We start from the raw sequence: 20,469 nt of genomic DNA, 5'->3' as shown, positions 1-20,469 counted from the left end.
TAAAATGATGTTGCTCTCGTTTAATAAGTATAGCCAAAAAGATTAAAATTTTTTCGTTTTGTTGATTTGAATTTCAATTAAACAGTACTCAAAGAGATTACAAATGCTTAGCTGCTTTTTAATGAACTGATTCCACGATATTCATGGATCGTTTAGACTTTTTTTTTGGAGGACAAATCAGGGGGGTAAAATAAACATCACTACCGACTATCGAACATATTTGGCATAGAAAATCGAGTATGATGCAATTGGATTATTAAACAATAAACGAACCAACATCTACATTATATTCAGATACATTTTTCAAATGTCTGGATGGAGCGAAACCCCGATCTTGTTCCAAAATCAACAGTCCTAAATTTCACTTTGAGCTCGTTGCTAGTAACTAACTCTAACTTGGGTTAAAAAGTTGAAATAAAATTGTTTGATATTAATTTAGTCAAGCGTGTCGCTACCTCGTTATAAATTCCGGGGCATCCAAGTCCCCGGAATTCACTCGCCAACGCGATAGGTTAAAGGCCGCGAGCGTCCTGCTTCCGGCACGTTTGCTCTGAACGAGTAAAGCGCATGCCTGCACCAATGACTTAACGCCTACAGAAAGATTTACTCCGCATCAGAGAGTTGCAGAATGAAAATGGTTCGTTATAATGCTCTTCTTTCAGCAATATGTTTATTTTTTATAAGATAATTAGGAGAGTTTTAAGTGCGAATCAAAGATGTATTAACATTCGCTTATTCAGAGTTGGTAAAATATTCCAATTATAATCCCACATCGAACACATTCTTTAATGTGGATTCTACCGGGCTACAAGATATAACAAAGCTCAAAGGTTGGTTAGCTACTATCATTTCAAATATAGATGATGAAACAACTCTCAGCCGGCATTATCAAACGCTGGTATCCGATCTGAAAAGAATTGTGGCGAGATCAACTAGAGATATTTCCTTTCTGCAAGCAAAAGAGACTATATCAGCTAAAGCAGAGTCACCTTTAGCTCATAATATGAATTTAACGATTCAATTAATAGAAGACAAATTTCGAGTCGCCGAATTGCATCAACAAAGTGAGTTGGCGATAGCCTTGTGTAATCAAATACAGCTAGAGGAAGATGAGCTTAAATTAAAAATGCAAAAGCAGGAAGAGGAATACAGAAGTAAAGAACTAGCTTTGTTGGACAGAGAAAAAGAATGCCAGCTTAGTGTAGAGAAAGCCACTAGCGACGCGCAAAGAAGTCTTGCTGTGCTTGCAAAAATTTTCAGCGCTATTCCATCAGAGTGGCAACAGAAATTCCAGAGTGATATAAGGGAATTGAATATATCAACCTTTCCAAATGGTACCATGGATATCGCAGTAACTTTTGCAGCGCCGATAGCCTCATCATCCCAGCTTTCTGCTTCTTGCTCCCCTGAGCCATTGAGAGCGATTAAACCCAAATATTTACCTGATAATCAATTAATGCTCAATGAACATATGTTGACTCATACTCCTTATGAAGGTGCAAAATTAGTTTTTTCATATGCAATGTCGCCACTTCATGCTCTGGCAGCTGCGTATTTATATCGTTACTTTTTAAGATTAAATGATTTTTTACCTAGCCTAAAATCTTCCTCTCACCAAACGGAATACAGAGAAGAAAATCATCTGAATAAAGAAAAGAACCTGGATATAGGTGGTTATATCATGGCAGCAATCTTTTATTTATTCATGGAAACAGAAAAAAACTGGGAAAAAATACAAGAGGAAATAGAGAGCGGCGAAATTTCTGTAAGTCCTTTAGCAGCCATAGCCAAACTGGCAAAGGATAATAACCTGACGAGATTAGTCAGAAAAATAGACAAAATCTCTCAGCTTCCTCTTGATATTAGTGATAAAGTGCCTGCGCCTGACTCAGGGAAAACACCACTTAGCTCTATCGGTAAATATGCCGGAATGTTTTTTAACAGTTCAAATTTAAGTGCGCGTCATGCTTCATATTGCCATCAATTGTATAGTAATAAGATACAGCAACATGATAATGATACTTTGAAAAGCTTATATCAACCTGGTTAATATTTTAGGGAAATAGGGAGAACAGTTCAAAATGAGTGAAATTTTAGCAAGACAGGCGACAGATTTATTAAAAAGAATAAGGGACAAGAAGCAAAGAATAATTCTTGAGCACATAACAAAGAAAAGTCCGCCAGATGTGATTGCTGATATTACTAGCTTTGAACCAGCGAAGGTCCTGATCTCCCTTATGGCCTTTTTCCCCGTGAATATTGAAGAAAAAAAAAGCGCTTATATTGATTTCCTTGCTCAATATTTTCCCGAAATTTTATGTAGCACTATGTTTATGTCTCGTGAAAAGGCGGCTAAATGGCCTCCCGTGGTAATTTGGCAAGACATAACAGAGGTGTTACACAATAAATTATCTACTGAACTAGATTTCGCCAATTATTATTTAGATTATTATACTTTGTTAATGATAAAGGATAGTTCGCAACACGTTCCCAACATTGATCTCGGCCAGATCGCGCCTGCTGCGGCAAAAAATTATTGTGAACAGAATAAACTTGATAAAGGTAAATTTTTTAATCAATTTTTAGGGGGCTTTGGTAGAAGCGTTGTCTCTTTTATTTTTGGTTATGGTGTTTTATATCAGTTTCTCTATGGTAGAACCCATGATCAAATAGCTGAGGATTTGCAAGCTGCCTTATCAGAAAATAAGGATAGGCCTAGTGATTTTTCCCCCATAGCTCCAACTTCAGAAGCCGAGTCAGGATTAACCGTTGGAGAAGAGCTTATAGCGGATGCAGAAGTATATATAGATCAGCCCCCTACCCCTACCACCAGCCCAGCCAAAGTATTGGGGCGCTTGGCGTCAGCTAACCTACCAATGCGAATAGAACCTATTTCACCAGACAGTACTTCAGCGAAATTACCCTCTTTAGTATCATCAACCCCGTTAACGTCTCCTTCATCCCCTAGCCCTAGTCAGCTTGGAGGCAGTATGCGGCCAGAAGATAGTCCTGATTTCGCTGATAGTGCATTAGCAACAAAGGACTTTTCAACACCACCAGCAAAGCGTCCCGTCCTTTCACAGAGCGTCCTCGAATTTTCTCCAGTAAAGAGGGGATTTACTTATTCTCCAGTTAAGAAGAGCCTTAGCTTCTCTCCAGTTTCGAAGGATAGCGCTCTTGCATTTTCTCCAGTAAAGGAAGGACGTACCACGTTCTTTTTCCAGGTTTCTGGAAACAATAGCTTCTCCCCCCCTCAGGTGAGACGAAGTGGCGATTTATCGTTGACAACAATACCCCAACCACGATGGAGCGATGCGGAGGAAGTCCCTAGCAACACTATGGACTCTAAATTGGGTTAAAAAGTTGAAATAAAATTGATTGATATTAATTTTGTGATGAGATTGATTGAATTTGTACAAAAAGAATCTTTATTAACCTTATAAATTTTATTTTGGATGATCAGCATCCTGGGGGGCTTCGCCATAAGAAAAAATAAGCAATTTCTGTACCTGCTACGGACTGCAGAAATGGCGCAGCTTGATCATCGTATAGGCAAATGCGACCTTATCCGCTTTGAGGGATTTGTGTCCGTTGCCCCCAAGATTATTGCCCCTTATTTAGCAGACGTCTTTGTTCCGTCGCCATGAGGAATACTTGTATCCAGTAAATTATTCCTGCAACCGACGCTTCAAACATGTGTTCAGCAGTTTTCTCCAATCGGCAATTTATTGAATTTAAATTGATTTTAATAAATTACAAAACGAATAACGAGTTCTAAAAAATAGAAGCGATTTGTTAAAATTCAAGAACTATGAACATGATTATTTGTAATGAATTTTCATGCGAAGAAGAATAAATTTTTCTAAAAAAGTATATGCGTTTTTAAGATTAAGATATTATCAATGAAGGACGATTTCTAATTAAAAAATGGAGCATCTCAATGCAATACCTAACAAAAATCCTGGCCTTAACTTTTGGTTTGACGTGTGCTTTCATAAGTTTTGCAAGTTCATCTGCCGCAGAAACACCTAATTTAGGAAAAACATTAACTCAAGAAAAACAACAGAAAATGACTCCTAAGCAAGCGCTACAACGCTTGAAAGATGGAAACCAACGTTTTTTAAACAACACCCCCATACCGAGGGATTATTTAAAACAAGCACATCAATCTTCTTACGGACAATACCCGTTTGCAGTAATCCTCAATTGTATGGATTCACGCAGTGTTCCCGAGTTATTTTTTGACCAAGGTTTGGCAGATTTATTTACCTTGCGTGTGGCAGGAAATGTACTCAATGATGATATTCTGGGGAGCATGGAATTTGCGACCAAAGTAGCGGGCTCTCGACTTATTGTCGTCTTGGCACATACTTCCTGCGGTGCTGTAAGTGGTGCATGTAGTGGCGTACAACTCGGACATTTGACCGATGTTATTGATAAAATTAAACCTGTAGTGCCGATGAGTATGCAAGAGCAAGGAACAAAAGATTGCTCTGATGCCAAGCTAATTGATGCTATTGCTAAAGCCAATGCCTTAAGAATTGTCAAAGAAATGCAAGAGCGAAGTCCTATACTTAGAGATTTAATTAGTAAAAAACAAGTAGGAATTGTAGCGGGATTACATGATATAAAAACAGGAAAAGTACAATTCTTTGAAGAAGAACGTTCTGTCCCCAATTAATCTAAACCTAGCCTGGTGCAGCAAAACCCGGATTCACAGAATTCCGAGGATTTTGCTGCAATTGCCCCAAACTAAATTTCTACCCTTTAGGCAGTCTTTTTTAATGTATCCATCAAAATGGTTTCAAGTTGCTCCTGATTTACCGTGGTACACACACGCACGGCATTACCATTTTTATCAACTATGGTAGTACCTGATTGGTCTTCCGGGCTTAATACAACCCGCAATTTTTTATTTGTAGATTTAACGATTGAATTATCATGAGCTACAACCGCGGAAAGCACGTCCCAAAAATACCACTTATGCTCAAATATCTCGGCCTCATTGCGATGAAAAAGTTCATAGAAAAATTTATTGCCCAGACTATTTTGATTTTGCTTTAATTTTAGATAAAAATCTTTAGTTACTGGAACCTGATTGGTCACATCCAGACCAATCATAGTGATAGGGATTCCTGAACGAAATACTTTGTCTGCAGCATGAGGGTCAACATAAATATTCCACTCCGCAGTGTTATTTCGAATTGAGCTATCTACCTCAATTAAATTTCCCATACTATCTACTGCCCCACCCATGACATAAATCATTTTTATTTTATTCTTTATTTTTGGCATCTGGGTCACAAGCTCTCCAAGGTTTGTCAACGGACCAATAGCTAAAATCTCAACAGGTTCTTTTGCATTCTTTAAAGTAGTCTCCAGCAATTGAACCGCAGTCTGTGAGGTGGATACTTCAACCTTGGGCAACAAATTTGCAGCTCCTGCTAAACTATCTGCTTGTTTACGTAACCAATTAGGGAATTGATGGGTTCCAGTCATCGGTGCAACGCGTCCGCAAGCTAATGGAATTTTTTCGTGGTGCGTCAACGCTAATAATCCAGCAACATTTCTCAATCCAGCAGGGCAATGTGACTCTCCAGTACCGACTATAGTAATCGCCTTTATGTCGATGTCTTTTTGTGCTAACAAATAGAACATTGCTAATTCATCATCGATTCCTACATCCGTATCAATAATAAAAGGTCTATTAGCATTTGCTAGAGAAAATAATATAGAGAGAATAAGAAAAACAACTGTTTGTTTTGCAAAATTCATAATCAATCTCCCGATTCTTCATATAATTTAAAAAATACTCGAAAAACCCCTACCTGGTGAAAAGAAGTAAGAATAATAATTTTTCGTTCTATAGAACCTAATTTCAACTCATGCACTTGCAAATCCTTGTCTCATAAAACTTTGTAAAATATCATAAGTGTTCATTGCATACCCGGTATATGAATTACATAAATCACTAAATTCTGCCCGTTCATAATATCATTTGGCTTATATTTTGGGCTCTCAGTGCCATTAGAAAATCGACTATAGACCGCATTAAAAATAAGTACATTTTAGTGCGTCTCTGCATAGAGACCGCTCATAAAGCGGTGGAAGTAGGTGGAATTAAATGAAATGTCAACAGACTCTAAATTTTTCTAATAAAAATTCTGTTTTTTTTCTTAAAAATAAGCAATACTTCTTTCTGAATAAATCGTGGTAAAACCTATGGTTAAAATAAGGCCTTTTCTTAAATGGGCAGGGAGTAAATACAATTGTTTGGAAAAGATTATTCCCTTTCTTCCTCCAGGTAAACGCTTAATTGAGCCCTTTGCCGGCTCGGGCGTCGTTTTTATGAATTCAAATTACTCTTCCTATTTGTTGGCTGAAAGTAATTTTGATTTAATTTATCTTTTTACTACGTTGCAACAACAAGGAGACGCATTTATTAAACACTGCGAAACCTATTTTAGCCCGGAGTTCAACCAGAAAGAAAAATATTACCAAATAAGATCTGATTTTAATGCGTCCCTGCATTCACCGCAAAAATCTGCGCTTTTTCTTTACTTAAACCGACATGGTTATAATGGATTATGTCGATATAATTCTAAAGGGATCTATAATGTTCCTTTTGGGCTTTACAGCAAACCTTATTTTCCACGCAAGGAAATGCAGCTTTTTCACTCCAAAAGCCAACAAACAGAATTCATCCATAATGATTTTAGAAAAACTTTTGAGTACGCAGAGCGAGGGGATGTGATTTATTGTGACCCCCCTTACGTACTTCTTTCAGAGAAATCACGTCATTTACCCTATAATAAAAAACTGTTTACAACTGAAGATCAAATCGAATTAACAGAATTGGCTAAGGAAACTGCTGCTCGAGGAATACCAGTGATCCTGTCCAATCATGACACTGAATTTACTCGCTACCACTATCGAAAAGCAGAAATTAGAAGTTTCCCAGTATCACGTTTTATTAATTGCCAAGGATCGCTACGTCGTCCAGTAAACGAGTTAATCGCAATATTTAATTAATGTGGGAGCATTTTAGACTGGCCGAAGCAAAACGGAACCAGGGTTCCACTTCGCTTCATTTGGCTACAATTTTAATTAACTTGATTATCTTTATGATCTTTTATAAAGAATGCAAGAATGGTAACGAGCAATAATGAAAGTGGTAAGATAGATAAAGCAACCTGATAATCCACCATGGTGTAGATATGCTCTCCCTCTACAATGCCACTATCACCAAAAGTATCCAGTAATTTACCAACTAATGGTTGGAAAATAACGCCACCAAGTGTAACTATCATGTTTGTTGCTGCAAATACCGTACCCGATAATTTAGCACCACTGCATTCTTTAGCCATAATAAATACGATAATTTCCGTGGCACTAAATACACCATACAAAAACAATAAAACATTTAAACTAAAGTATGATAGCCCTGGGCAATATAATACAAGGCTAATACAAACCAAAGCCAAAATTGCACCTAAAACCAAAGGTAACAAGCGTCTTCCGGTATGATCCGATAAATAACCCGCTATAGGGGCACCAACAGCCCAACCTAAAAAGACAGCAGAGACTGTCTTGGCGGCCTCAACTTTAGTTAAGTGGTGCGCTTGTTCCAAATACGTTTTTCCCCACAACTCCCCAAATACAGATAAAGAAGTGTACAAACAGGCACCGACAAAACCAATAACCCAAACTTCTGGAGCCATTAATACTTTAAGAACATCTCGGAAGAATTCTGGTAAAGGATGTTTATTCGGTTGATGTCCTTCGGGTCCATCACGAACCACGATGAACATTAATACACTCAATCCAGAGCCTACAATGGCAATAAACAGCAACACCTGTTCCCAACCAATGCTCTGAGACCACTCGGTAATCTTCACTTCACCATAAACAAGACCTAACATTCCTAGAGTAGTCATCAAACCCGCAACTAAAGAAAAGTAGCGTCTGGGCAACCAATGTAGTGCTAGAGATAAAACTCCTACAAATGCAAAAGAAGAACCAAACCCCACTAGAAAACGCCCTGCTCCTACCAAAAACATGGATGAGGTCAAGGTAAACATCCAGGAACCCACGGTACAACAAATGCAGGCAAAAGTTAAAAGCCGTCTGGGACCAAATCGATCCATGAGCATTCCTACGGGCATTTGCATGGGCGAGTATGCAAAATAATATAAGGCAGATATTTGTCCAAAAGTAGTCGCTGAAATATGCCCCAACGCAATACTTAGCTCCGTTTGCAAAACACCTGGAATAATGCGTAAGATAAACTCATAGCAATAAAAAATAGCCCCAACAAAGCAGATAAACATGCCAAAGAGCATTTGTTTTCTTGAAACAATATTATTTAGGTGCATGTGCGTGAGTTTCCTTTAAAAAGAAAGTTAATAAAGCTGCAATAAACATGCTTAGAGGTATGAATGCCAGCGCAATGCGATAATCACTCACGTTATAAAGCTTATTAACGTTTTCAACAACCAGCGCTGAAGAAAGCGATGCACCACTCCGTAAGGAATAACTGAAATCCAGTAAATGTCCTACCAAAGGCTGTAATAACATACCGCCGAGCATAACGATCATGTTGGTAAATGCCATAGCGGTACCAGCTGCTTCCCCCGGACTCAATTCTCTTCCGACGGCAAATACAATTGCTTGCGCGCTATAAAATAAACCCAGGAAAAACATGAGTATTTGTACATTAGTTTCATTTAAACCTGGGAAATACAGAATAACCAGCATGAGAACGGTAGCCATACTAGCGCCTAGAAGCATAGGTAACTTTCTACGTGCTATTCGATCAGAAAAGTAACCCATTAGAGGGGCGCCTACGGTAAAGCCTAGGAAAAGCAATGAGTTTGCTAAACCAGCAGCGTGTGTTGACAAGCCGTGTGCATGTCTTAAATAGGGAATCCCCCATAATTCAGCAAAAACAGTTGTAGGAAGATAAACCATACAACCGTACAGTCCATTAATCCATATCTGTCTATTTCTGAGTATTATATTTAAGTCAATTAAGCCAATTTTAAAATTAGAAACAGTACCACTTTGTCTATATCGTCCTTTTTTATCGTGGATGCCTAACCATAAAACAAAGGTTAATACAATCCCAAAAAATGCGGTCATATTTAGGGTTTTAATCCATCCTAATTTCGTAACGAATAGTTCTAAAAAATTATCACCAAGCATGGCACCGACTGTTCCTAATGCCGAGGTGATACCAGAGACCATAGCGAGTTTATTCTCAGGCAACCAGATTGTAGCAAGCTTTAATACTCCCACAAATGCAAATGCAGAGCCTAATCCAACTAAAAATCGTCCTGAGGCGGCAACCCAAAAAGATGTAGTACTTGTAAATAAGAACGTTCCTAAGACACAAATAAAACAGGCTACAGTTAATAATCTTCGCGGGCCATACCGATCCATCATTATCCCTACAGGCAATTGCATAGGGACATATGCATAATAATATACAGATGAAATGAGTCCAAAACCTGTTGCAGACAAATTAAAATGTTCGCGTAGAGCAGTTTCCATGACACTAGGCGCAATTCGAAGCAAATATTCGTAACTGTAAAATAAAGCTCCAAGACCACAAATAAGCCATCCAATTAATGCGTAATTTCTCCGGTTTTCAGAAAGCAAAGTAATCTCCTTAACTATTTGTTAGGCAAGAACATTCACTGTCTTAAAGTCCAACAGTTAAAAATTCGTACCTACAATTAACCTACTATTATCCCGAGCGCAAACAGGAATATCTCATATGGTATACTCCTACACCTTGAGATCCCTTATTGCTTTCGGGATGCTACTTTTATTCTAAATTACAACTTACTTGATTCGCGCCGCTTGCTATTGCAGCCTGAGCCACAGCAGCAGGGACTCGTTCTCTTAAACGAGGGTCTATAGGCTTGGGAATAATGTAGTTAGGGCCAAAATCCCAATGCGTAACACCTGGGTAATTATCCTTCACTACCTGGGGAACAGGCTCGTGCACCAGTTGACGAATGGCTTCAACTGCCGCAATTTGCATCGATTGATTGATACACTTGGCACGTACATCCAACGCGCCACGAAAAATATATGGAAAACACAACACATTATTGACTTGATTAGGATAGTCGCTACGTCCAGTAGCAATAACCAAATCGTCACGTACTTGAAAAGCTAATTCAGGTCTGATTTCAGGATCAGGGTTAGATAAAGCAAAAATAACAGGTCTAGGGGCCATTAATTTCAATAAATCAGCATCTAATAAATTCGGTTTCGCAACCCCAATAAATACATCAGCATCAACAAGTGCATCAGCTAAAGTTCGGCATTCCGTAGTACGAGCAAAGGCAAATTTATAAGCATTTAGATCTGCACGACCCGAATGGATGACTCCTTTGGTATCCAAAAGTAACATATTCTCTTTATTGGCACCCAACGCAACAAGCAATCGCATAGAAGCAATTCCAGCAGCCCCAGCACCAATACACACAATTTTTGCATCAGATAATTTTTTTTGCTGCAAATCAAGAGCATTAAGCAAACCTGCCGCAACAACAATGGCCGTACCATGCTGATCATCATGAAATACAGGGATATTCAATTGCTCAATTAAAGCCTGCTCAATCTCAAAACATTCAGGAGCTTTAAGATCTTCCAGGTTAATCCCTCCGAAAGTAGGAGCAATTCGTTTTGCTGTAGAAATAAAAGCTTGTGAATCATGAGCATCAATTTCTATATCAAATACATCAATTCCAGCAAAACGCTTAAATAAAACGGCCTTACCTTCCATAACTGGTTTACTGGCGAGAGGTCCAAGATCCCCTAACCCCAGTACCGCAGTGCCATTAGTCATTACTGCGACTAAATTTCCTTTATTCGTATAACGATAAGCATCTTCGGGGTTTTCTGCTATTGCAATCACCGGGGCAGCAACACCAGGTGTATAAGCCAGAGACAAATCACTCTGAGAGTCCGTTGATTTGGTAATATGAACACCGAGTTTTCCAGGGGTTGGAAACTCATGATAATCCAATGCGCACTGCTTTAAAACTTCATTATCCAAAGTACTCACTCTCTTACATTGAAATAAAACTTAAGTAAGGTCTAAAAATCCTACCAACCATTATCAATTCATTGTTCATCCATAGTGCTAGAGGCACACAAACATCAGACTATGAACTCTTAATAAAATATAAGAGAAACAGCCTAAGGATGATGGGATGGAGACAATAATTGGACGTCAAGAACCTGCGACACTGAAATTAGCATTGCAGGAACAATCTGTCAATAAGATATACTTCGAATGAAGTATATACAAATAAGGCGCAAAGTAACGCGCCTTATTTCTTTTCTTCTTTAGAAGCTTGTGTAGAACGCTGGCTATAACGATCGCGGAACTTCTGAACACGACCTCCAGTATCCACCAATTTTTGTTTACCAGTATAAAAAGGATGACATTGTGAGCATACTTCAATGTTCAAATCTTTACATAATGTTGAACGAGTTTCAAATTCCTCGCCACAACTGCATATTACCTTAACTGTTTTATATTCTGGATGAATTGATGCCTTCATAATACTACTCTCTATAGTTTAAATGAGTATCGCCACCTGAACCCAATGCCAGGCACCATACTCGGTATAAATGACGCAAAACAATAGCAGAAAAACGTCTGTAAAGCAATTTTTATCAAAACCAAACCGAGGTTATACCCCTGTTTGTTATATTAAATGAAACATTGATACACAATGAAAACCGATAATTAACAAAAATATGAGTTGTGATATTGAGCTGTTTCATCATCTAATTGTGCTTTAACGGCTTACATTAAAGTTAGTTTTTCTCTAGCTTGCCTCTAATTAAAATAGACTATAATAATCCACGGTTCATCCAGGCAATGATTATGACAATAAAATATAAGCCCTTTGACCAGCTAAAACGTGTCGTCTGATAAGATCTGATGTTGAACCAACATAAATAGTGGCATTTCGTTTGGATGCTAAAATGTAGACATAATACGAATAAACAACTCTTTACTTCATTTCTTCATATCTGGTCATTGAAGTAACAATATTGATTGGCAATTGAACAAAATAGCCACAATTGGTCTACGCTTATAAAAACAAATTAATTTAACAGGAGTTAAAATGAAAAAACTGGAACTGTATAAGCTTGAAACACCAAATGATCTCGATATAAAAGATCGTCGTAAAATTGCCGAAGCGGTTAATCCCCTCTTGGCCGATACCTTTGCTTTATTTGTTAAAACCAAAAACTTCCATTGGCATATGACAGGCCCCCATTCTCGTGATTATCATCTTTTATTGGATGAACAAAGCGAACAAATTTTTGCGATGATTGATGCTTTAGCAGAACGTGTGCGCAAATTAGGAGAAAGAACGATACATTCTATTGGAGAGATCAAGCAATTGCAGACGCTTCGAGACACAAATGAAACTCTTTCTGCAGATGATATGCTCCAAAATCTACTGGAAGACAATAAAAGTTTCTTAAAAAGCTTGAGAAGAGTTCATGAGGTTTGTAGCAAAAAGAACGATTTCGCTACCACGAGTATCTTAGAAGTTTATATTGATGAAACAGAACGGCGAATTTGGTTTTTATTTGAAACCTTGCAAAATCAATGATGGAAACAGAATAACAACAGTAGACCTAATTATAGCCTGGGTACGAAACTGGAACCCGGTATCTGGTGTTTTCCAGATCCCAAGTTCCACTACAACAGACTACATCTAACTCACATTAAGATCCAATTCAACCCATACAGGTGCGTGATCAGAGGGTCTTTCTGATTTGCGCGGCTCTTTATCAATAACAGATTGCCTACACAATCCATTAAGCGTTTTACTCAATAAAATATGATCAATCCGTAAGCCTCGGTTACGCCTGAACGCAGCAGCACGATAATCCCACCAACTGAATATCTGCTCATCCTGCGTAAAATTTCTAAAACTATCATATAATCCGAGTTGTAACAGTTGCATAAAAGCTTCTCGTTCAGCGGGACTAACTAATACAGAGCCCACCCATTCAGCAGGATCATGAACATCACGATCTTCAGGAGCTATATTAAAATCGCCAACTACAGCTAAATTGGGAAAAATGCTCATTTGCTGTTGAATAAAAGCCGTAACTTTTTGCAACCAATTTAATTTGTATTGATATTTATCTGAAGTTAATTCTGACCCATTAGGGACATACAAATTGATTAACCGAATACCTGCAACGGTAACCACCAAAATCCGTCGTTGCGGATCATCAAAATCAGGGATATCAGTTAGAACATCAGAAAAAGGATATCGGCTTATTACAGCAACACCGTTGTAAGTCTTTTGTCCTGAAAATACTACATGATAGCCTTTCTCAATAAACGCATTCATAGGAAAATTTTCATCAAGTAATTTTGTTTCCTGCATGGCAAGAACATCCACATGCTCAGAATCAAACCATTCCAAAACTTGATCCAATCGTATCTTTAAAGAATTCACATTCCAGCTTGCTAATTTAAGCACACCAATCTCCTTTATATTCAATTAACAAAGGAGCGTGGTCAGACAGGCGTGCTTCTCGAAAAATGCAACTGTCAACTACATGCCCTGTGAGTCCAGGGGTAATTACTTGATAATCAATTCTCCATCCTACATTTTTTTCCCATGCACGCCCTCTAAAAGACCACCAGGTATATTGTTCTTCTTCCTGATTATGAACACGAAACGCATCAACAAACCCCATAGCTCCAAACAATTCATCCATCCAGGCCCGTTCCTCAGGTAAAAATCCTGAATTCTTTTGATTACCACGCCAATTTTTCAAATCGATTTTTTTATGAGCAATATTATAATCACCACACAATATCAACTCTCGTCCATCATTTTTTAATCGCATTAAATGCTTGGCAAATTGTTCGAGAAAATCGTACTTCACCATCTGACGTTCATCACCACTTGTACCTGAAGGTAAATAAAGTGAAATGATACTGAACTTGGGATAATCAAATTGAATGTATCGTCCTTCATTATCACAATAATCAAAGCCCATTCCTTTAACTATGCGATTCGGTTTATGACGGGCATAAATTGCCACACCGCTGTATCCTTTTTTTTGAGCTGAATAATACTCACAAAAATAATCGCGTGGATAATACAATTCTTCCGGAATTAATTGTTCAGGCTGAGCCTTCGTTTCTTGAATGCAAACAAAATCAGCATCTTGCATTGTTAGCCACTCATAAAATCCATTACGCGCCGCTGAACGAATACCATTGGCATTAAAACTAATTACTTTCATTTTTTTCACTCAATTTTAGAGCAGCTCGAGCCAAACGCTCGCCTAAGTGCTTGGCTATATTAATTTCATCCTGACTCAGAGGCCAATCATTTGCCACACCAGAAACATGCGTTACACCATAAGGTGTTCCGCCACTAACCGTTTCATTTAAAGAAGGCTCAGAGTAAGGTACTCCCAATAAGAGCATGCCGTGGTGCAATAAAGGCAACATCATACTCAATAAAGTTGTTTCCTGGCCACCATGCATACTCGCAGAAGAGGAAAAAACACAAGCCGGTTTATCTACCAAATCACCCGCCAGCCATAAAGATGAAGTACTATCCAAAAAGTATTTCAAAGGGGCTGCCATATTTCCAAAACGGGTTGGGCTACCTAAAGCAAGTCCCTGACAATGACGTAAATCATCCAAGGTTACATAAGGCGCGCCATTATCCGGAATCGCCTTATCAACTGCTTCACATGTTGCAGAAACAGGCGGAACCGTTCTTAAACGCGCTTCAATTCCCTCAACACGCTCTACACCTCGTGCAATATATTGTGCTAATTGCGCTACAGAACCGGTTCGCGAGTAATATAAAACCAAAATATAAGGATTAGACATCACACAACTCCATTACCTTAAATCTAAAAATACAGTCGAGCCCGAGCGAAGAATACTAAAATTGCCAGTTTCTTTGCTTGCAACAACTCAACTGCTTTTCGGATTAAAATTTAAAATCATACTTTAGTTGGGCTTCCAATTTCATTTCAATAAATTTAATTAGCTGGTACAAAGTTCCTCCTTTTCTAGGTTTTAATTTTTTCAAATCAGAAACAATGTCATCAGCTGAATCATAATAATTATTAACCGACATATTCGCGATAATTTTACTTATTGCACTAACATGATGTCTATTCCAATTTCCTGAAATCATACGGCCGATAAATGAACCAAATAAACAGTCTTCTTTTGTGTAATCTATAAGCAACGCTTTGATTCTTCTGTGATTTGAATCTCCCCTGCATTTATTCCAAATCTTGGTATAATCCGGGAAATCTAAAGTCAATTTTGGATGATTAAAAAATGAATATGCTTTTACACCAATACACGAAAAAGAAGATTGGGACTCATAATTTTCGGAAGAATCATCTGTTCCCTCTTCTATAAACTCAAGATCTTCACTTCTTATTGTAGCAATACTCAGTTGATGTGACATTTTATTCTCCTCCGTGAGAACAACCGTTTTTTAGAACTTGCAGTTTCTTTTATCACATACCAAAATTACAATTGAATCAAGTCCTCCGCAAATTAAACAGGAGGCCGAGTTGTCATAATAATTTTCCTTAATTTATTTTGACTTCCTCATTATAACAAGCAAATAAAAAATATACCTTGGTTTTTAGAAATAAAGATAATCGCATTGAATTTCTGGAGATTTTAAGTCAGGGCGCAGCGCAGAATCCGGGATTGAACAATTCATTTATTTTCATCAAACCCGGATTCACTTATTGCACACAGACCACTTTAGTTTAAAGAATATAACGAGCTAAATCCTCGTCCGCGACGAGCTGCCCGAGGTTTTTTTCAACATATGCTTTATCAACATGAACAGATTCGCCTGATTTATCTGTGGCTTCAAACGAAACGACTTCTAATAACCGCTCCATCACGGTATAGAGCCTACGCGCACCAATATTTTCTGTACGCTCATTCACTTGCCAAGCTACTTCGGCAATACGCCTAATCCCTGACTCATCAAAAGTCAATGTGAGTCCTTCAGTAGCCATCAAAGCACTGTATTGCAATGTTAATGATGCAGTAGGTTCTGTAAGAATACGTACAAAATCATCAACAGAAAGAGCAGATAATTCCACACGTATAGGTAATCTACCTTGCAATTCAGCAATCAAATCAGATGGCTTAGCTACATGGAATGCTCCAGAAGCAATAAATAAAATATGATCCGAACGAATCATACCGTATTTAGTAGTAACTGATGTTCCTTCAACTAGAGGTAATAAATCTCTTTGTACGCCTTCACGAGAAACATCCCCACCGCCCGCATTCTCGGTACGACGTGCTACTTTGTCCAATTCATCAATAAAGACAATTCCATTTTGTTCCACATTTTCTATGGCACGAATCTTAATATCGTCTTCATTAATCAGCTTAGCAGCTTCTTCTTCACGTAAAATCTGCATTGCCTTGGCTATAGTCATCTTACGTGTTTTTGTTCGATGAGTCCCTACTTGCTGAAACATTGATTGCAATTGGCTTGTCATTTCTTCCATGCCCGGAGGAGCCATAATTTCAATGCCTATTGGTGTTGCTGAAACCTCTATTTCAATTTCATTCTCATCAAGAATTCCTTCACGCAATTGCTTACGAAAGACTTGTCTGGCTGTACTGTCTTTTTCACTAGGAGTTAAGCTACCTCGTGCAGGTGGAAGTAATACATCAAGAACTCGTTCTTCAGCTGCATCTTCAGCCAGATGCTCCACCTTTTTCATCGCAAATTCACGTTCTTGCTTTACGGCAATATCCGCCAAATCGCGAAGAATCGAATCTACATCACGTCCGACGTATCCTACCTCGGTAAATTTTGTTGCTTCTACTTTGATGAAGGGGGCACGAGCTAATTTAGCTAAACGTCGAGCAATCTCCGTTTTACCAACACCAGTTGGCCCAATCATGAGAATATTTTTGGGCATGATTTCATTGCGTAAAGCAGGATCTTTAATATTCATGCGCCGCCAACGATTACGTAATGCAATTGCCACCGCCCTTTTTGCATCATCCTGGCCAATAATATATTTATCCAATTCCTGGACAATTTCACGAGGAGTCATCACTTCTCGGACAATCTCACGAGGAGTCGTCTTCTTGCTGTTATTTGTTGCCATTATTTAATTCTTCTATAGTTAAGTTGTTATTGGTATAAATACAGATATCTCCAGCAATGTTTAATGCTTTACGCACTATATCTACAGCAGATAATTTTGTATTTTCCATCAATGCTCGTGCAGCTGCTTGCGCAAAGGGACCGCCTGAACCAATAGCAATTAAGCTATGCTCAGGTTCGATTACATCGCCATTACCTGTAATAATTAGTGAAGATTTGACGTCTGCAACCGCAAGAACTGCTTCAAGTCGGCGTAACATTCTGTCTGTTCGCCAATCTTTAGCAAGCTCAACTGCAGCACGGACCAAATGGCCTTGATGCATTTCCAACTTGCTCTCAAAACGTTCAAAAAGAGTAAACGCATCCGCAGTACCACCAGCAAAGCCAGCGATTACTTGATCTTTGTAGAGGCGTCGCACCTTGCGCGCATTACCCTTCATCACGGTATTACCTAAAGTTACCTGGCCATCCCCACCGATAACCACTTGATTTCCGCGTCGTACTGAAAGTATGGTTGTCCCACGAAATTGTTCCAAAATAAAATCCTCAAATCAAACCGGAACCACATACATGGGGATGATAAACAAAAAAACAAGGGGTGACAAAGTGAATAAATTGTAACTATGGCATCAGAGTGTACTAGGGGTGAAGTAGAGGAAAACTCAGTTTTTCAGTCTTGAATCCCTGGCTACGACTTGCACCTTAAACGATGTTTGTAAGTTGATGCAAGTACGTAAACAGTTAAATTAAAATCTGCAGATTCAGATTAAAAAAGATACTCCATGAGATAAATTCTCTAATTCAAGATGTTGTGCAATACTTTGGCCTACATCAGCAAAGGTATCACGGCGTCCGATAAAACGGCTCTTAAGACTTGGACCATAAGCTAATACGGGGATATGCTCTCTCGTATGATCTGATCCAGGAAAAGTAGGATCACAACCATGATCTGCTGCAATAACAACTAGATCATTCGGCTTTAATAAAGCATCAAGCTCTGGAAGACGTGCATCAAACTCCTCAAGCGCATGCGCATAACCCGTTACATCGCGCCGATGGCCGAATGAGGAATCAAAATCTACAAAATTAGTGAAAACCAAACTACCATCAGGAGCAGTCTTCATTGCGGTCAAAGTAGCATCAAATAAAGCCATATTATCATCAGCCTTAATGACTTGGGTGACTCCTTGATGAGCATAAATATCAGCAATTTTTCCTAGAGCAATCACTTCGCGACCTGCTTCTTTCATATAATCAAGTAAAGTTTTTGCCGGAGGTAAAGTGGCGTAGTCCTTGCGATGAGCAGTGCGTTTGAAGGCTCCTGGTTGACCAATAAAAGGTCGGGCAATTACCCGTCCGATCTGATACTCATCAACTAAAATACGAGCAATTTCACAAATATCATACAAACGCTGCAAACCAAAATGTTCTTCATGAGCGGCAATTTGAAATACACTGTCCGCAGAAGTATAAACTATTGGTTTACCACTTCGCACGTGCTCTTCACCTAATTCTTCAAGAATTGTAGTTCCCGACGCATGTTTCTCACCAAGAACTCCTGGTAATCCGGCTCGTTGAATAAAGGTATCAATTAATTTTTTCGGAAAACAAAACGGTTGTTCAGGGAAATAACCCCATTCGAACGTCACAGGGACTCCTGCTAATTCCCAATGCCCGCTGGGAGTATCCTTACCTAAGCTCTGTTCAACTGCATAACCATAATAGCCCACAGGTTCAGGAAAAGTAGACAATTCAACAAAACGCAATCCACAACTGGCTAGGGCTGCATGATAAAGTCCTAATTTGGCCAGATTGGGCAAAGTTAATGGGCCTTGACGCCCCCCTTCCCGATTGCATTCACCGCGCTCACATGCTTGATGGATATGAACAAAAGTATTGGCACCAGCATCACCATAGCGATGGGCATCTAAACTAGCACCAATGCCGAAAGAATCCATCAGTAATATACAAACTCTCCCTGTCATCTTAACCCTCGATATGTTGGCAGCGTGTTTCTTTTAAACCTATAAGCATGAAGAAAGCAACCAATAATCCTACAGGTAAAATAATTGCAGCATATTGATATGCATCGAGTAGATAAACAGGAGTTCCGTTAACCATTTGCATGCCGCCGTAATTCGTTAATAAATAACTAAACATATTTTGATACACAATATAACCGCCTTGAGTCAATATCGAAATGACGCTTACAGCTGTTGCGGTCATTGCATGTGAACTGCTTTCAGCCACCAATGCGTAACTAATCACTTGAGCTGAAGTAAAAAAACCAAGCAAGAAAAACAAAAATGCCATCATACTATAAGAAACAGGGAGGTAAAGCACTGCAAGCAAAGTCAATAAGGAAGCAATTACGCCTATTCTCATAGGCATAATCCGTAAACCCATTTTATCAGATATCCAACCAACTAAAGGTGAGCCAATAATCGCCCCCAAAAATAACATGCCATTTACCACAGATGCTTGCGAAGAACTAATATCCAGGCGTTGAACCAGATATAAAGTACCCATCATGGCACCAAATACAGCAATGGCCATATTCATTAAACTGGCATAAAATGCTGCTCGCAAATATTGAGTATTTAAATAAGCCTTTTTAGCGGCTGAGAATACATTGATTGGTTTAACAACTTGCTTAATTGCTGTATGCGGTCTTTCCTTTATCCAAAAAAACATAACAATCAGCATGGCAAAACCAAGAATTCCGACATCTTGTACTGCCTGACGCCATCCAACCAAAATAACTAACTTGGTTAAAGGATATTGAGCCAACATTCCTCCAGCCATTGCCATAGTCACTATAGCTCCAGTCACCAAGGCCATACGCTTTGGGGGAAACCAATGAGATGCTAAACGTACCGGCCCCAAGAAACAGAAAGCACTGCCAATGCCGGTGATAAATCGACAAAATAAGGCCATATAAAATGAATGAGAATAAGCCAAAAGAAAGGTACTGGCCACACATAAAAACATAGCAATTAACAATGTATTTTTAATCGAGAAGCGGTCAAGAACCATCCCCGCAACAAAAAGAAACAATACATTAGAAAGATAGTAAATACTTGATAACCAGGCCATCTTATCAGCTTGTATCTGATAATCCTGCATAATATTTGCAGCGATGGATGCAAACATATTTCCCTGAATAAACTCATAAAAAAAGAATAAGGTCGCAGCAAAACACACCATCCAGGGTAATAATGACGATTTAATCTCATTATATCCTTGAAACTCATCCACCACTTGCATTTTTACT

Annotated in this window: 18 protein-coding genes and 1 pseudogene; 5 read left to right on the top strand and 14 right to left on the bottom strand. The window is 38.7% G+C overall.

All coding sequences use genetic code 11. The annotated features are described in order from the left end of the window. The first annotated feature begins 703 nt into the window (after positions 1-703). The 3 genes from ELY20_RS02765 (at position 704) to ELY20_RS02750 (ending at position 4,681) form a co-directional block, all read left to right on the top strand. The gene (locus ELY20_RS02765; RefSeq protein WP_110143174.1) at positions 704-2,050 is read left to right on the top strand and encodes a hypothetical protein; all 1,347 of its coding nucleotides are present in this window, start codon (positions 704-706) and stop codon (positions 2,048-2,050) included. Between the two features lie 31 nt (positions 2,051-2,081). Beyond that, positions 2,082-3,359, top strand: a complete 1,278-nt coding sequence (locus ELY20_RS02760; protein WP_110143175.1) for a hypothetical protein — start codon at positions 2,082-2,084, stop codon at positions 3,357-3,359. A 581-nt stretch (positions 3,360-3,940) separates the two neighbouring features. Next, positions 3,941-4,681 (top strand): carbonic anhydrase family protein, encoded by a 741-nt coding sequence (locus tag ELY20_RS02750; RefSeq protein WP_110143177.1) that lies wholly within the window; start codon positions 3,941-3,943, stop codon positions 4,679-4,681. Between the two features lie 86 nt (positions 4,682-4,767). Here the strand turns inward: ELY20_RS02750 and ELY20_RS02745 are convergent, their stop codons facing one another. After that, positions 4,768-5,775: a nucleoside hydrolase gene (locus ELY20_RS02745; RefSeq protein ID WP_110143178.1), complete on the bottom strand. Its 1,008-nt coding sequence runs from the start codon at positions 5,773-5,775 to the stop codon at positions 4,768-4,770. A 447-nt stretch (positions 5,776-6,222) separates the two neighbouring features. On the opposite strand from ELY20_RS02745, the gene ELY20_RS02740 reads away from it, so the two are divergent. Then, positions 6,223-7,032, top strand: a complete 810-nt coding sequence (locus ELY20_RS02740; RefSeq protein ID WP_110143179.1) for a DNA adenine methylase — start codon at positions 6,223-6,225, stop codon at positions 7,030-7,032. A 71-nt stretch (positions 7,033-7,103) separates the two neighbouring features. On the opposite strand, the gene ELY20_RS02735 is transcribed toward ELY20_RS02740, so the two are convergent. The 5 genes and pseudogenes from ELY20_RS02735 to ELY20_RS02715 all read right to left on the bottom strand — a co-directional run. Continuing rightward, entirely contained in the window at positions 7,104-8,375 is a 1,272-nt protein-coding gene (locus tag ELY20_RS02735; RefSeq protein ID WP_110143180.1) for an MFS transporter, read from the bottom strand. Beyond that, on the bottom strand, positions 8,362-9,660 hold the full coding sequence (locus ELY20_RS02730; RefSeq protein WP_110143181.1) for an MFS transporter: 1,299 nt from the start codon (positions 9,658-9,660) through the stop codon (positions 8,362-8,364). Before ELY20_RS02730 ends, ELY20_RS02735 begins: the two co-directional genes overlap by 14 nt. 169 nt (positions 9,661-9,829) lie before the next feature. Then, positions 9,830-11,071 (bottom strand): malic enzyme-like NAD(P)-binding protein, encoded by a 1,242-nt coding sequence (locus ELY20_RS02725; RefSeq protein WP_110143182.1) that lies wholly within the window; start codon positions 11,069-11,071, stop codon positions 9,830-9,832. Positions 11,072-11,348: 277 nt separating this feature from the next. Beyond that, complete coding sequence (gene rpmE / locus ELY20_RS02720) at positions 11,349-11,582, bottom strand: 50S ribosomal protein L31 (RefSeq protein WP_058467126.1); 234 nt, start codon at positions 11,580-11,582, stop codon at positions 11,349-11,351. A 327-nt stretch (positions 11,583-11,909) separates the two neighbouring features. Next, positions 11,910-12,017: pseudogene (locus ELY20_RS02715) on the bottom strand (hypothetical protein); the annotation flags it as partial. Positions 12,018-12,155: 138 nt separating this feature from the next. Here ELY20_RS02715 and ELY20_RS02710 point away from each other — a divergent pair. Then, entirely contained in the window at positions 12,156-12,653 is a 498-nt protein-coding gene (locus tag ELY20_RS02710; RefSeq protein ID WP_110143183.1) for a Dps family protein, read from the top strand. A gap of 105 nt (positions 12,654-12,758) precedes the next feature. Here the strand turns inward: ELY20_RS02710 and xth are convergent, their stop codons facing one another. From xth to ELY20_RS02670, 8 genes are all read right to left on the bottom strand, one after another. Then, positions 12,759-13,538: an exodeoxyribonuclease III gene (xth, locus tag ELY20_RS02705; RefSeq protein ID WP_165831615.1), complete on the bottom strand. Its 780-nt coding sequence runs from the start codon at positions 13,536-13,538 to the stop codon at positions 12,759-12,761. Next, the gene (locus ELY20_RS02700) at positions 13,531-14,313 is read right to left on the bottom strand and encodes an exodeoxyribonuclease III (RefSeq protein ID WP_110143185.1); all 783 of its coding nucleotides are present in this window, start codon (positions 14,311-14,313) and stop codon (positions 13,531-13,533) included. Before ELY20_RS02700 ends, xth begins: the two co-directional genes overlap by 8 nt. Next, positions 14,300-14,914 carry an NAD(P)H:quinone oxidoreductase gene (gene wrbA / locus ELY20_RS02695; RefSeq protein WP_110143186.1) on the bottom strand — a complete coding sequence of 205 codons (615 nt, stop codon included), beginning with the start codon at positions 14,912-14,914 and terminating at the stop codon, positions 14,300-14,302. The genes ELY20_RS02700 and wrbA overlap by 14 nt, the downstream gene beginning before the upstream one ends. 103 nt (positions 14,915-15,017) lie before the next feature. Beyond that, a complete protein-coding gene (locus tag ELY20_RS02690; protein ID WP_110143187.1) occupies positions 15,018-15,509 on the bottom strand; it encodes a DUF5617 domain-containing protein in 492 nt (163 codons plus the stop codon). Positions 15,510-15,822: 313 nt separating this feature from the next. Further along, positions 15,823-17,196, bottom strand: a complete 1,374-nt coding sequence (gene hslU, locus ELY20_RS02685; protein ID WP_199739189.1) for an ATP-dependent protease ATPase subunit HslU — start codon at positions 17,194-17,196, stop codon at positions 15,823-15,825. Beyond that, positions 17,183-17,731, bottom strand: coding sequence for an ATP-dependent protease subunit HslV (hslV, locus tag ELY20_RS02680; RefSeq protein WP_110143188.1), 549 nt, complete (start codon positions 17,729-17,731; stop codon positions 17,183-17,185). The genes hslU and hslV overlap by 14 nt, the downstream gene beginning before the upstream one ends. A 225-nt stretch (positions 17,732-17,956) precedes the next feature. Then, a complete protein-coding gene (locus ELY20_RS02675; RefSeq protein WP_110143189.1) occupies positions 17,957-19,180 on the bottom strand; it encodes a phosphopentomutase in 1,224 nt (407 codons plus the stop codon). A gap of 1 nt (position 19,181) precedes the next feature. Next, entirely contained in the window at positions 19,182-20,462 is a 1,281-nt protein-coding gene (locus tag ELY20_RS02670; RefSeq protein WP_110143190.1) for an MFS transporter, read from the bottom strand. Positions 20,463-20,469 lie beyond the last annotated feature (7 nt).

It is taken from the genome of Legionella qingyii, assembly GCF_003990155.1.
GTDB lineage: Bacteria > Pseudomonadota > Gammaproteobacteria > Legionellales > Legionellaceae > Legionella > Legionella qingyii.
The sequence above is the reverse complement of the archived record's forward strand: the minus strand, read 5'-3'. Positions and strand labels throughout refer to the sequence as shown.